Annotated in this window: 12 protein-coding genes; 4 read left to right on the forward strand and 8 right to left on the reverse strand. The window is 71.9% G+C overall.

The features are described from left to right. Positions 1-50: 50 nt before the first annotated feature. Positions 51-386: a DoxX family protein gene (locus AMYTH_RS0121805; RefSeq protein WP_027932106.1), complete on the forward strand. Its 336-nt coding sequence runs from the start codon at positions 51-53 to the stop codon at positions 384-386. Here AMYTH_RS0121805 and AMYTH_RS0121810 read toward each other — a convergent pair. The 7 genes from AMYTH_RS0121810 to AMYTH_RS0121840 all read right to left on the reverse strand — a co-directional run bounded on the left by AMYTH_RS0121810 (position 376) and on the right by AMYTH_RS0121840 (position 9,812). Beyond that, complete coding sequence (locus tag AMYTH_RS0121810; RefSeq protein WP_027932107.1) at positions 376-1,329, reverse strand: TIGR03557 family F420-dependent LLM class oxidoreductase; 954 nt, start codon at positions 1,327-1,329, stop codon at positions 376-378. The two genes, AMYTH_RS0121805 and AMYTH_RS0121810, sit on opposite strands and share 11 nt — an antisense overlap. A gap of 22 nt (positions 1,330-1,351) precedes the next feature. After that, the gene (locus tag AMYTH_RS0121815) at positions 1,352-1,672 is read right to left on the reverse strand and encodes an STAS domain-containing protein (RefSeq protein WP_027932108.1); all 321 of its coding nucleotides are present in this window, start codon (positions 1,670-1,672) and stop codon (positions 1,352-1,354) included. After that, positions 1,669-3,273, reverse strand: a complete 1,605-nt coding sequence (locus tag AMYTH_RS0121820) for an ATP-binding SpoIIE family protein phosphatase (RefSeq protein ID WP_027932109.1) — start codon at positions 3,271-3,273, stop codon at positions 1,669-1,671. The genes AMYTH_RS0121815 and AMYTH_RS0121820 overlap by 4 nt, the downstream gene beginning before the upstream one ends. A gap of 57 nt (positions 3,274-3,330) precedes the next feature. Then, positions 3,331-4,080 (reverse strand): alpha/beta hydrolase family protein, encoded by a 750-nt coding sequence (locus AMYTH_RS0121825; RefSeq protein ID WP_027932110.1) that lies wholly within the window; start codon positions 4,078-4,080, stop codon positions 3,331-3,333. 647 nt (positions 4,081-4,727) lie between these two features. Then, on the reverse strand, positions 4,728-7,217 hold the full coding sequence (locus tag AMYTH_RS0121830) for a DNA gyrase/topoisomerase IV subunit A (RefSeq protein ID WP_027932111.1): 2,490 nt from the start codon (positions 7,215-7,217) through the stop codon (positions 4,728-4,730). Between the two features lie 22 nt (positions 7,218-7,239). Beyond that, positions 7,240-9,297: a DNA gyrase/topoisomerase IV subunit B gene (locus AMYTH_RS0121835; RefSeq protein WP_026153864.1), complete on the reverse strand. Its 2,058-nt coding sequence runs from the start codon at positions 9,295-9,297 to the stop codon at positions 7,240-7,242. Positions 9,298-9,395: 98 nt separating this feature from the next. Continuing rightward, positions 9,396-9,812, reverse strand: coding sequence for a hypothetical protein (locus AMYTH_RS0121840; protein ID WP_027932112.1), 417 nt, complete (start codon positions 9,810-9,812; stop codon positions 9,396-9,398). 167 nt (positions 9,813-9,979) lie between these two features. On the opposite strand from AMYTH_RS0121840, the gene AMYTH_RS0121850 reads away from it, so the two are divergent. From AMYTH_RS0121850 to AMYTH_RS0121860, 3 genes are read left to right on the forward strand one after another with little or no spacing between them, the layout of a single operon-like run. Then, positions 9,980-10,906, forward strand: a complete 927-nt coding sequence (locus AMYTH_RS0121850) for a pseudouridine synthase (RefSeq protein ID WP_027932113.1) — start codon at positions 9,980-9,982, stop codon at positions 10,904-10,906. An 18-nt stretch (positions 10,907-10,924) separates the two neighbouring features. After that, positions 10,925-11,353: a class I SAM-dependent methyltransferase gene (locus AMYTH_RS50415; protein WP_027932114.1), complete on the forward strand. Its 429-nt coding sequence runs from the start codon at positions 10,925-10,927 to the stop codon at positions 11,351-11,353. Further along, positions 11,334-11,522 carry a hypothetical protein gene (locus tag AMYTH_RS0121860; protein ID WP_027932115.1) on the forward strand — a complete coding sequence of 63 codons (189 nt, stop codon included), beginning with the start codon at positions 11,334-11,336 and terminating at the stop codon, positions 11,520-11,522. The genes AMYTH_RS50415 and AMYTH_RS0121860 overlap by 20 nt, the downstream gene beginning before the upstream one ends. On the opposite strand, the gene AMYTH_RS0121865 is transcribed toward AMYTH_RS0121860, so the two are convergent. After that, positions 11,506-12,120, reverse strand: a complete 615-nt coding sequence (locus tag AMYTH_RS0121865) for a hypothetical protein (protein WP_027932116.1) — start codon at positions 12,118-12,120, stop codon at positions 11,506-11,508. The two genes, AMYTH_RS0121860 and AMYTH_RS0121865, sit on opposite strands and share 17 nt — an antisense overlap. Between the last annotated feature and the right edge of the window lie 69 nt (positions 12,121-12,189).

Raw genomic sequence — 12,189 nt, forward strand, 5'->3', positions numbered from 1 at the left:
ATGAGAGCAGGTATTGGACGCGCTGCTGCCGCCGCCCGAACCTGGTGGTCATGTACGTGACGGTGACTGTGCTGACGATCGTGTTGAACGCGGCGATCGCGGTCGCTGACTTCGCCAGGGCGCGGTTCGTGCTGGCGAACTCCGCGGCGGTGGACGTGCCGGAATCTTGGCTACCTGCACTGGGCGCGCTCAAAGCCGCCGGCGCCGTGGGGCTGCTGATCGGGCTCCTGGGTGTGCGGTGGATCGGACTCGCCGCGGCTGTCGGGCTGGTGCTGTTCTTCACCGGGGCGCTCATCGCCCACGTGCGTGCCAGGGTCTTCGGCAACATCGCCGTGCCCGCGCTGTTCCTCGCCCTCGCCGCGACGAGCCTCGCGCTCACCCCTTGAGCTGCGGCAGCACCTTCGACGACCAGGCGTCGAAGAACTTGTCCTGCTCCGGGCCGATCTGCGACACGTACACCTCGTCGAACCCGGCGTCGGCGAACTGGCGCACCGCCTGGGCGTGCGCGTCGGCGTCCGGGCCGCACGGGATCTGGCCCGCGACCTGCTCCTCGGTCACCACCGGCACGGCCTGTTCGAAGTCCCGCGGCGTCGGCAGGATCCGGCCGAGGCTGCCGGGCAGCAGGTCGCTCGCCCACAGCCGGTGCGCGGTCTCCCGCGCCTCCTCCGCCGAATCGGCCCAGCACACCTTGAACCCGCCCTGGATCGGCCCCCGCCCGCCGGCTTCGCGGTAGGAGTGGACCAGTTCGCCGTCGGGCATCACCGTGGCGAAGCCGTCCGCGATCTTCGCGATCCGGCGGGCGGTCTTCGGCCCGAACGCCGACACGTAGATCGGCACCGGCTGCTCCGGCAGCGTGTAGATGCGCGCCTGCTCGACCGTGTAGTGCTTGCCGTAGTGGGTGACCTGCTCGCCGGTGTGCAGCTTGCGGATCACCTCGACGGCCTCCTCCAGCATCTCCAGCCGCCGCGGGCCGGGCGGCCACGGGTCGCCGAAGATGTGCTCGTTGAGCGCCTCACCCGAGCCGACCCCGAGCACGAACCGGCCCTCGCATTGCACGGCCGCCGTCGCCGCGGCCTGCGCGATGATCGCGGGGTGGATCCGCACGGTCGGGCAGGTCACCGCCGTCGTGATCGGCAGCGAGACCGCCTGGGACAGCGCGCCGATCACCGACCACACGAACGGGCTGTTGCCTTGTTCACCGGTCCACGGGTGGAAGTGGTCGGAGATCCACAACCGCTCGAACCCGGCCTGTTCCGCCTTCTTCGCCTGCTCCACCAGCTCGCGAGGCCCGTGCTCCTCGCTGGACAGGAAGTATCCGACGCTCACCATGTGCCGGGACTACCCACGGGCGTCAACCCTCACGCACCGCGGCCAGCGGTTCGAACCCGGACATCTCCAGCACCCGCCGCACCGGCGACACGGGCGCGACGACCAGGTCCAGCTCCATCTGCAGCACCTTGAGCCGCCCGGCGAGGGTGAACAGCACACGCAGCCCCGAACTGTCCAAGTAGGTCACATCGGTGAGGTCGATCGAGACGCGCACGGCGTCGTTGCCGATCGCGGCGAAGATCTGGTCCTGCACCACGGACGCGTTCGCGAGGTCGATCTCGCCGCTGACCCGCAGCAGGACGTGACCGCCGTCGTTGTCGGCGTCGATGGTGGCCGTCGTCATTCCGCGGGCCCGATCGTTCGGCGGATCATGACTTCCGTCCCCTGCGGGCGGTGGTCGATGCGGACCTCGTCCCCGCAGCGGTGCATCAGCAGCGTTCCCCGGCCGCGGTTCTCGCCGCGCGGCGGGCGCCAGCGGCCCTCGTCGCACACGGTCGCGATCACGTCCTGCCCCCGCAGTTCCAGCCGCACCTTGATCACGCCGCCCGCGGGCCCGTAGGCGTGCTCCACGGCGTTCGAGGTCGCCTCGCCGACCGCGACCAGCAGGTCGGCCGTGGCGTCCGCGCTCGCGCCGACGACGGTCAGCCACCGCCGCATCGCGGACCGGACCTCCTTCAGCGACTCCGGCACCGCGGGCACGGTGAGCTCCAGCGGGCCGACGTCCGCGCCGTTCTGGCGGCGCACGGTCAGCAGCGCCACGTCGTCGTCGGGGGTGTCCTCGCCGATCAGCTCGGCCATCACGTCGGCGCAGACGGTCTGGGCCTGGGCCGGGTGCACGACGGAGCAGAGGCGGTCGAGCCCGTCGTCGAGCGCGACGCCACGCCGCTCGACCAGGCCATCGGTGTAGAAGCAGACCACCGAGCCCGGCGGCATCTCCGCCACCGTGACGCGGCGGCGCACGTCCCGCAGGGCGCCGATCGGCGGGTCGACGGCGACGTCGAGCAGCCTGGCCCGTTCGCCCTCCCGGCCCTGCACCGGCACCAGGTGACCGGCCGAGGACACGTGCAGCCGCTCGAAGTTCGGCTCGATCAGCGCGTACAGCACGGTGGCCATCATGCCCGGCTCGAAGTGCTGCATCTTGCGGTCGAGGTTGGCGAGCACTTCGGCGGGGTCGCCGCCCTCCATCGCGAAGGCCCGCAGCGCGCTGCGCATCCGGCCCATCACGATCGCCGCGGGCAGGCCGTGGCCGACGACGTCGCCGATCACCACGCCGAGCCAGCCGTTGGGCAGGAGGAACACGTCGTACCAGTCGCCGGCGATGGCGCCCTCGTCACCGGGCACGTACCGCGCGGCGAGTTCGATGCCGGGCACGACGGGCAGCTGGGTCGGCAGGAGGCTGCGCTGCAGCTCGGCCGCGGCCGCGCGCTCGGCCTTGGAGCGCTGGGCGTGGGCGGCGAGCGCTATCCGGTCGGCGGCCAGCTGGAGCAGCTCGACGTCCTCCGGCGTGAACTCCCGTTGCGAGAGCGACCCGACGTGCAGCACGCCGATGGCCTCGCCGCCGACCAGCAACGGGACGCCCAGCAGGGTCTGCAGGCCCTTCTCCCAGAGCAGCCGGTTGACCACCGTCGTCGAGTCGACCCGCTGCAGCTGCACCGGCTCGCGGCGAGCGACGACCTGACCGGCGAAGCCCTTGCCGACCGGGACGCGGACGCCCTGCGCCACCTCGGTCTCGATGCCGCGCGCCGCGACCGCGACCAGTTCACGACCGCCCGGTTCGAGCAGCAGCACGGCGGCGGTGTCGGAACGCAGGACCTGGCGGACGCGGTCCAGGAGCTCGGTGAGCAGATCCTCGGTGGCGAGGTGGGCGAGCGCGCTGTCGCTGACGAGACCGATGCGCTGGAGCTTGTGCTCAGCTTGCAGTCGCGCGCTGGCCGATGTGGACATGATGCGAGACTAGCCCCTGCCCAGGTCGGAGAAACCTGCGGTTTCCGAGGATTCGGGTCATTCCCGCCACGGTTCCGCCTGAGTCGCCGGGGCGAGCAGAGTCGACGATACCGCAGGCCAGGCGGTGCTGTCCGGGTCGATCAAGGCGAAATGCCCCGCGCCGCGGACGACGGTCAGGCGCGCACCGGGGTGCACGTCGCGGTAAGCGTGGGAGAGCTCGACGGGCACCACCTCGTCCGCGTCGCCGTGCACGAGGACGACGGGCCCGGCAGGCGACGGCAGCCGCGCCGGGTCGAGTCCGTCCGGCGGGACGTCGCCGAGGAACGCGCGGGCGGCGCCGTCGCCGAGGCCGAGCCGCGCGGCCAGGGCGAGGTCGGCGACCGGCGCCAGCGCGACGGTGGCGGTGAGGCCCGGTGGGGGCGCGGTGGCCGCGGCCAGCAGGGCGAGGTGGCCGCCCGCGGAATGCCCGGTCAGCACCACCCGGCCGTCGAACTGCCCGGCGAGTTTCACCGGCAGGTCGCGCAGCGCGGCGGCGACGTCGGCGGTGGCGAGGCGGGGCTCGCCGGGGACGCGGCGGTACTCGATCGAGAGGACGTTGACGCCCGTTCGCGCCAGGGCGGCCGCCATCGGCCGGGTGTGCCGCCGATCGAAGGCGGGCCGCCAGAAACCCCCGTGGACGACGACGATCAAGGGCGATTCCGGACGGCCCCGCCAGTGGTCGGCGACCTGGTCGGGCCCCGGGCCGTAGCGGAGCTGCCCGTCCGGCTCCGGTGCCGGGCGGGTGAGGACCGAACGATCTTCCGTCATGGGCCGGCCGCCTCCAGAAAATCACTCGTTCGGGTGGCCCGGGGCGCGCCCGCGCCGCGGGCCCGGTGGTGTGGGCCTGGTGTTGTCGGTCGGCCTTGCCGGCCCGGGGTTGCCGGCCAGGGGTGGCCGGCCAGGTGTTGCAGGCCCGGAGTTGCGGGCTAGGTGTTGCAGGCCCGGAGTTTCGGGCCAGGCGTTGCAGGCCCGGAGTTTCGGGCCAGGCGTTGCAGGCCCGGGGTTGCGGGCCCCTGTTGCGGGACGGCCTTGCCGGCCCGCTATTGCCGCCCGTGTTGCACCCCGAGTTGTAGGGCCGGTGTTGCGGGCCGGTGCTGCCGGCCCCCTGTTGCGGGCCCGATGTTCTGCGGGCCCGATGTTCTGCGGGCCCAGTGTTGTGGGCCCGTATTGCGGGCCGTCCATGCCAGCCCGGTATGGCCGCCCCTGTTGCGGCCCCAGTTGCACACCAGGTGTTGCAGGCCCGGTGTTGCGGGCTGGTGTGGCCGGCCCAAGTCGCGGGCCCAAGTCGCGGGCCCCACTTGCGGGCCCCACTTGCGGGCCCCACTTGCGGGCCCCACTCGCGGCCCCCACTCGCGGCCCCCACTCCCGGACCCACTCCCGGACCCGCGCTCGGGAGCGCGGGGCCCGCACCGAAATCAGCCGCGCTCGATGAGGTGTCCGATGACGTCCGGGCCGGGGTGCGGGGCTCCCGAGGCGTCGCGGCGGAGGGTGGGCTCCGGGAGCTCCACCGGGTCCCCGTTCTTCGACGCTCCGGCAGGCCGGGGGCCCACCCAGCCGACCGTCAGCCGCGTCTCCCCCTTCAGGAAGCGCTGCGCCCGCACCCCGCCGGTCGCGCGGCCCTTCGCCGGGTACTCGGCGAAGGGCGTCATCTTCACGCTCGCACCGGTGGCCGTCACCACCATCGGCTCGCCGTGCTCCGCGTCATCCGTGCGGATCGCCCCGAAGAACACCACCTCGGCGTCCGCGGCGAGCTTGATGCCCGCCATGCCGCCGCCCTTGAGGCCCTGCGGCCGCACCAGCGAAGCCGGGAACCGCAGCAGCGAGGCGTCCGACGTGACGAACGCGAACGTCTCCTCGCCATCAGCCAGCCACGCGGCGCCGACGACCTCGTCGCCGTCCTTCAACCCGATGATCTCGAACTCGTCGGACCGCACCGGCCAGTCCGGCGCCACCACCTTCACCACGCCCTGCCGCGTGCCGAGCGCGAGACCGGGCGACCCGGCCGCCTGCTCGCCCAGCGGCGCGATGCCGATGACCTTCTCGCCCTTGTCCAGCGGCACCAGCTCCCGCGCGGCCATCCCGCCGCGCAGCGACACCGTCCCGGACTGCTCCGGCAGCACGGGCAACGGCAGCACGTCCGTCTTGAACGCCCGCCCGCGGCTGGTCACTAGCAGCACCTGGCCACGCGCGGTCGAGTGCACCATCGCCGCCACCGCGTCGTGCTTCACCCGGCCGTTGCGGCGGCGGCCCTCCGGCGCCTCCTCCGACTCGGCCGCGGTGCGGGCGACCAGGCCGGTGGCGGACAGGATCACCTGGCACGGGTCGTCGGCGACCTCCAGCGGCCCGGCCGGCTTGGACGCGGCCAGCACCTCCTTGAGGTCGCCGTCGATCAGCGCGGTGCGCCGCTCGGTCTTGAAGTCCTTCGCGATCTTGGCCAGCTCGTTGGAGACGACCTTCTTCAGCTCCCGGTCGTCGTCGAGGATCTTGGTCAGCTCGGCGATCTCGGCGCGCAGCTTCTCCTGCTCGTCCTCGAGTTCGAGCTTGTCGTACTTGGTGAGCCGGCGCAGCGGCGTGTCCAGGATGTAGGTGGCCTGGATCTCGGACAGCTTGAACCGCTTCATCAGGCCGTCCTTGGCCTGCGCGGCGTCGTCGCTGTTGCGGATCAGCCGGATCACCTTGTCGATGTCCAGCAGCGCGATCAGCAGGCCCTCGACCAGGTGCAGCCGCTCCTCGCGCTTGCGGCGCCGGTACTTCGTGCGCCGCGTGACCACGTCGTAGCGGTGCTCCAGGAACACCTCGAGCAGCTGCTTGAGCCCGAGTGTCTGCGGCTGGCCGTCGACCAGCACCAGGTTGTTGATGCCGAACGACTGTTCCAGCGGCGTGAGCCGGTAGAGGTCGGCCAGCAGCGGGTTCGGGTTGACGCCCACCTTGCACTCGATGACCAGCCGGGTGCCGTTCTCGCGGTCGGTGAGGTCCTTGACGTCGGCGATCCCGGTCAGCCGCTTGGACTTGTTGACCTCCTCGGTGATCTTCTCGATCACCTTCTCCGGCCCGACGCCGTAGGGCAGCTCGGTGACCGTGATCGCCTGGCGGCCGCGGCTGCCGGGCAGCGGGCCGATCTCGACCTTCGCCCGCATCCGCACCACGCCGCGGCCGGTCTCGTACGCCTTGCGCACCTCGTCCAGGCCCAGCAGCATCCCGCCGGTCGGCAGGTCGGGGCCCGGCACGAACTCCATCAGCTTGTCCAGGGTGGCGCCGGGGTGGTTGATCAGCCACCGCGCGGCCGCGATGACCTCGCCCATGTTGTGCGGGATCATGTTGGTCGCCATGCCGACCGCGATGCCGGACGTGCCGTTGACCAGCAGGTTCGGATACGCGGCAGGCAGCACCGACGGCTCCATCAGCGAGCCGTCGTAGTTCGGCCGGAAGTCGACCGTCTCCTCGCCCAGCTCGCCGACGAGCAGCATCGCCTCCGGCGACATGCGCGCCTCGGTGTACCGCGACGCGGCCGGGCCGTCGTCCGGGCTGCCGAAGTTGCCGTGGCCGTCGATGAGCGGCGCGTTCATCGAGAAGTCCTGCGCCAGGCGGACCATCGCGTCGTAGATCGCGGTATCGCCGTGCGGGTGGTAGCGGCCCATCACGTCGCCGACCACGCGCGAGGACTTCACGTACGCGTGGTTGGGCCGGTAGCCGGCCTCGTTCATCGAGAACAGGATCCGGCGGTGCACCGGCTTGAGGCCGTCGCGCGCGTCGGGCAATGCGCGGGAGTGGATGACCGAGTAGGCGTACTCCAAGTAGGAGTCCTCGATCTCGGTCTTCACCGGGTTCTCGAAGACCTGCGCGCCTGCCTGGTCGAACGCTGCCGGATCGACCCGGGTGACGGCTGTCTTGGATCGGCGTGCCATTGCTGTTGTCTCCTAGGGGAACTCAGACGTCGATCGCTTCGCGGTCCACGCGGGCGGCGGATTCGACGAGCCAGTTGCGCCGGGGTTCGACCTTCTCCCCCATCAGCAGCTCCAGCGCGGCCTCCGCGGCCTCCGCGTCGTCCAGCGTGATGCGGCGGACCGACCGGGTCGCGGGGTTCATCGTGGTCTCCCACAGTTCGTCGGCGTCCATCTCGCCGAGGCCCTTGAACCGCGGGACCGGCTTGACGATCTGCTTGCCCGCGGCCTCCAGCTCGGCGACCTTCTGCTCCATCTCGCGCTGTGTGAAGGTGAAGATCGTCTCGGGGTTGCGGCCCTTCGTGACGATCTTGTGCAGCGGCGGCATCGCGGCGAACAGCCTGCCGTCCTCGATCACCGGCCGCATGTACTTCGCGAACAGGGTGATCAGCAGTGTCCGGATGTGCGAGCCGTCGACGTCGGCGTCGGCCATCAGGATGACGCGGCCGTACCGCATCGCGGACAGGTCGAACGTGCGGCCGGTGCCCGCGCCGAGCACCTGCACGATCGAGGCGATCTCGGCGTTCTTCAGCGTGTCGCCGAGCGAGGCCTTCTGCACGTTCAGGATCTTGCCGCGCAACGGCAGCAGCGCCTGGTACTCCGACACGCGCGCCATGCGGGCCGACCCGAGCGCGCTGTCACCCTCGACGAGGAACAGCTCGCTGCGGGAGATGCCGGTGGTGCGGCAGTCGACCAGCTTCGGCGGCATCGCCGCGCCCTCCAGCGCGGTCTTGCGGCGCGCCGCGTCCTTCTGCTGCTTCTGCGTCAACCGCACGCGGGCGGCGTCGACGATCTTCTGCAGCACGACCTTGGCCTCGGCCTTGGTCTTGCGGTTCTCCGTCCACTCCTTGAGGTGCCGCTCGACGATGCCCTGCACCACGCGGGTGATGCCGGACGTGGACAGCTCGTCCTTGGTCTGCGAGGTGAACTGCGGCTCGGGGATGCGCACGTGGACGACCGCCGTCATGCCCTCGAGCACGTCGTCGAGAGTCGGCAGGTCCTCCTTGGCCTTCAGCAGGCCGCGGGTGCGGGAAATGGCTTCCTGCAACGCCTTCGTCGCCCCGCGGTCGAAGCCGCGGCGGTGGGTGCCGCCGTGCACGTTGCGGATGGTGTTGGTGAAGCACTCGACCGTGCGCTCGTACCCGGTGCCCCAGCGCAGCGCGATCTCGACCTCGGCGTGGCGCTCCACATTGGACCGCATGACCCCGTTGGCGTCGGCCGCGTTCTCCTTGTACGAGCCCTCGCCGCGGATGATCAGCGTGCCGGACACCGGCTTCTCGTCCGACGGCGCGAGGAACTCCACCATGTCCGCGAGGCCGTTGGGGAAGTGGAAGGTCTCCTCGCTGATCGACCCCTCGGTGGCGGTGCGCAGCACGTACGTGACGCCCGGCACGAGGAACGCGGTGTTGCGCAGCTTCGTGCGCACCTGCTCGACGTCGAGCTCCGCGCCCTTCTCGAAGTACCGCGCGTCGTGCCAGTAGCGGATCGACGTGCCGGTGCGCTCGCCGCGCTTCATCTTGCCCTTGACGCGCAACCCGGGCTGCGGCGTGAACTTCGCCTTCGGGCCGGGACCGTCGAACACGCCCGGCGTGCCGTGCGCGAAGGACATCTCGTGCACCTTGCCGCCGTTGCGGACGGTGACGTCGAAGCGGTGCGACAACGCGTTGACCGCCGAGGCGCCGACGCCGTGCAGGCCGCCGGAGGTCTTGTAGCCGGAGCCGCCGAACTTGCCGCCCGCGTGCAGCCGGGTGAGCACCAGCTCGACACCGGACAGACCGGACTTGGCGTGCACACCGGTCGGGATGCCGCGGCCGTCGTCGTCGACCTGGACGCTGCCGTCCGCGTGCAACGTGACGACCACCTTCGTGGCGTGACCTGCGACACCCTCGTCCGTCGAGTTGTCGACGATCTCGGTGAACAGGTGGTTCACGCCGCGGCTGTCGGTCGACCCGATGTACATGCCGGGGCGCTTCCGGACCGCTTCCAGGCCTTCCAGGTGGGTAAGGTCGTCGGCCCCGTAGAGAGGCTCAGCAGAAGCAGTCACAGGATCTTCTCTCCCAGTAGCGATTGGGGTGGGGCGGCACCAGGGCGCCGCGCGTATGCAGGGTAACGGAGGGCACCGACAACCCCGGGGATTGTGGCCTACTGCCGCCGTGCGGCGTGGATCGCGCCGGCGAGCATGTCGAGCTCCGGGTCGAAGACCTCGTCGGCGGTGGCGGCGCGCAGGTGCGGTACCAGTGCTTTCAGTGTAGGCGCTGCCGAGCTCGCCCGTGCGGCTTCGAAGATCCCGGCGTCGCGTTCCGGCGTGGTGAGGTCGCCGTGCACCTCGCGGTGGGCGCGGCCCGGCACGACGACCAGGTAGAAGCGCACCTGGGCCGGTTCGTCCAGGCCGGCGGCCGCGAGGACCTCCGCGAGACGCAGCCCGCCGGGGCCGTGGTCGCCGCGGGTCATGATCAGCTCGGCGAAGCCGGCAGGGTCGCCAGCGCGCTGAGCCGGTCGTTCCCTGCTGTCCGCGGTGGCGGCCGTGAACGGCGTCACCGTGGTCGTCGCGGCGGCCATGCTGCCCCGGCTCTCGCCGCGACTCGGCGCGCCCACGGCCCTGCGCGCACGTAGCTCGCGGTGGGGGCGCAGCCGGCCGCGGCGCCGGCCTACTCGGCGGGGTTCGCGCTGGTCGCCGCGGTGGTGGTCGCGGCGGGCGCGGTGGCCCCTCGCTACAGTGCTGACCGATGAGACGCAAGCCGCCCCCGTCCCCGCTGCCGCCGCGCGACGGGGTCAACGCGGCGCGCATCCGGACCCCGCCGGACGGCCCGTGGGACACCATCCGCGACTACCTGGTCCGCAAGCTGACCAAGCTGGACCCGGCGGTGATCGACGCGATGCTGGCCGAGGGCGCGATCGTCGGGGTGGACGGGCCGATCGACGCCCGCACACCGTTCACGCCCAGCGCCTTCCTGTGGTTCCACCGGGACCGCGGCGACGAGGTGCCGGTGCCGTTCGAGCTGACCGTGCTCCACGAGGACGACGTCCTGCTGGTGGTCGACAAGCCGCACTTCCTGGCCACCACACCGCGCGGCGGGCACGTCCGGGAGACCGCACTGGTGCGCCTGCGGCACACGCGGGACCTGCCGGACCTCTCCCCCGCGCACCGCCTCGACCGGCTGACCGCGGGTGTGCTGATGTTCGTCAAGACCGCGGCGCACCGCAGCGCGTACCAGAACCTGTTCCGGGATCGCCTGGTGCACAAGGAGTACGAGGCGATCGCGCCCTACTCGCCGGAGCTGGCGCTGCCGCGGACCGTGGAGAGCCGGATCGTGAAGAAGCGCGGCGTGCTGACCGCGCGCGAACTGCCGGGGCCGGTGAACGCGCGGACGCAGGTGGAACTGATCGAGCACCGCGACGGGCTGGGCCGCTACCGGCTGGTGCCGGAAACCGGCCGCACGCACCAACTGCGGGTGCACCTGAACTCGCTGGGCATCCCGATCCTGGGCGATCCGCTGTACCCGGAGGTCCGCGAGGTGCCGCCCGACGACTTCCGCCGTCCGCTGCAGCTGCTCGCGAAGGTGCTCGCGTTCACCGATCCGCTCACCGGCGCGGAGCACCGCTTCGAGAGCGCGCTTCGCCTGCGCGCCTGGGATTCGCACCCGGACTGGTAGCACCGTCCACACCGGATCGTGACCGAACTCCTCGCATACGGCGACCACCCGGTCCTGGCCGGCGCCCGCGTGCAGACCACGCTGCGCAGCCGCATCACCGAGGACCGCCTGCACGCCTCGGGCCTGCGCCAGTACGTGGTCCTCGGCGCCGGGCTCGACACCTTCGCCCAGCGCGACGGCCGCGTCCGCACCTTCGAGGTCGACCACCCGGCGAGCCAGTCCGCGAAGCGTGAACTCCTCGCCGCGGCCGGGATTCCCGAGGCGGCCACCGGTTGGACGGCAGCAGGTAGTCCGCGACGAGTTCGCTGCCCGCGGCGAGCCGGGCGAGGGCGGTCAGGGTGGCGTCGAGCGGCGTCGAGGTACATGAGCACGCCGAGCCAGCTGACGAACGCCGGCGGGCAACGCCTACGTCGAAGCCGTCGGCGGGATGGCCGCGGGCCGGGGTGAGCCGTGGCGCACGTTCCTCGGCCCGGACGAGATCCGCGCGCTACTCCGGCGGCACGGGTTCGACGTCGTGGAAGACCTCGGCCGGCACGACTTCCTCGCCGGCCGCGCGGACAGCCTGCGCCCCGCGCACCTGTCCCGCGTCGTGCGCGCCGTCAGGAGCGGTCGCTAGGCGGCGCCAGCTCGATCTGCCGGTCCAGCGTCGTCCGGAACACGTCGTGCGCCGCGTCGCCCTGGCCCGCCGTCTCGACGACCACCACGCGGTCGTAGAGCACGTACGCCGCGCCGAAGCGGGCCAGCGGGGCGCCCACCGGCGTGCCGTACACCGTGACGCCCTCCAGCGACAGGTCCCGGTCGGCGGCCAGCCCCTGCAGCTCCACGCCCGCGCCGTACGCCCGCACCGCGCCTCGCGGATCACCCGTCGCCAGCGCGTACAGGCCGATCGTCACCCCGGTCCGCACCGCGGTCTTGCGCATCCCGTCGCTCATCCCGGCCGTGGTCAGCACGTCGACCATCGGCTGCGGCAGCGACACGGTGCTGCGCAGCGCGGCGAGGGTGAACGGCCCGCTCGGACCGGGCGCGCCGGGCGGTTCGACGAGGGCCAGCGCGCTGTGCTCGGGGGCCGGCTTGGCGTCCGGCGGGTCGGCCAGGCCGGCGTTGCGGGTCAGCAGGTACCCGGTGGTGGACACGGCGAGACCCAGCGCCAGCACCACGATGATCGCGATCCCGAGGGTCAGCTCCCGGCGCTGCCGGCGGACGTCACTGGTCACCGTGAGAAATTCCCTCCCCGCCGCAGATTACCGGGCATCAGTATCACTCGGGGCCCCAGTACCGGTAGC

The sequence above is a fragment of the Amycolatopsis thermoflava N1165 genome (assembly GCF_000473265.1).
GTDB lineage: Bacteria > Actinomycetota > Actinomycetes > Mycobacteriales > Pseudonocardiaceae > Amycolatopsis_E > Amycolatopsis_E thermoflava.

Coding starts and splice junctions, on each gene's coding strand:
- AMYTH_RS0121820 (WP_027932109.1), bottom strand. CDS start 3,273: ATGTCCACATCGGCCAGCGCGCGACTGCAAGCTGAGCACAAGCTCCAG.
- AMYTH_RS0121805 (WP_027932106.1), top strand. CDS start 51: ATGTACGTGACGGTGACTGTGCTGACGATCGTGTTGAACGCGGCGATC.
- AMYTH_RS0121810 (WP_027932107.1), bottom strand. CDS start 1,329: ATGGTGAGCGTCGGATACTTCCTGTCCAGCGAGGAGCACGGGCCTCGC.
- AMYTH_RS0121830 (WP_027932111.1), bottom strand. CDS start 7,217: ATGGCACGCCGATCCAAGACAGCCGTCACCCGGGTCGATCCGGCAGCG.
- AMYTH_RS0121840 (WP_027932112.1), bottom strand. CDS start 9,812: ATGGCCGCCGCGACGACCACGGTGACGCCGTTCACGGCCGCCACCGCG.
- AMYTH_RS0121860 (WP_027932115.1), top strand. CDS start 11,334: ATGGCCGCGGGCCGGGGTGAGCCGTGGCGCACGTTCCTCGGCCCGGAC.
- AMYTH_RS0121825 (WP_027932110.1), bottom strand. CDS start 4,080: ATGACGGAAGATCGTTCGGTCCTCACCCGCCCGGCACCGGAGCCGGAC.
- AMYTH_RS0121850 (WP_027932113.1), top strand. CDS start 9,980: ATGAGACGCAAGCCGCCCCCGTCCCCGCTGCCGCCGCGCGACGGGGTC.
- AMYTH_RS0121815 (WP_027932108.1), bottom strand. CDS start 1,672: ATGACGACGGCCACCATCGACGCCGACAACGACGGCGGTCACGTCCTG.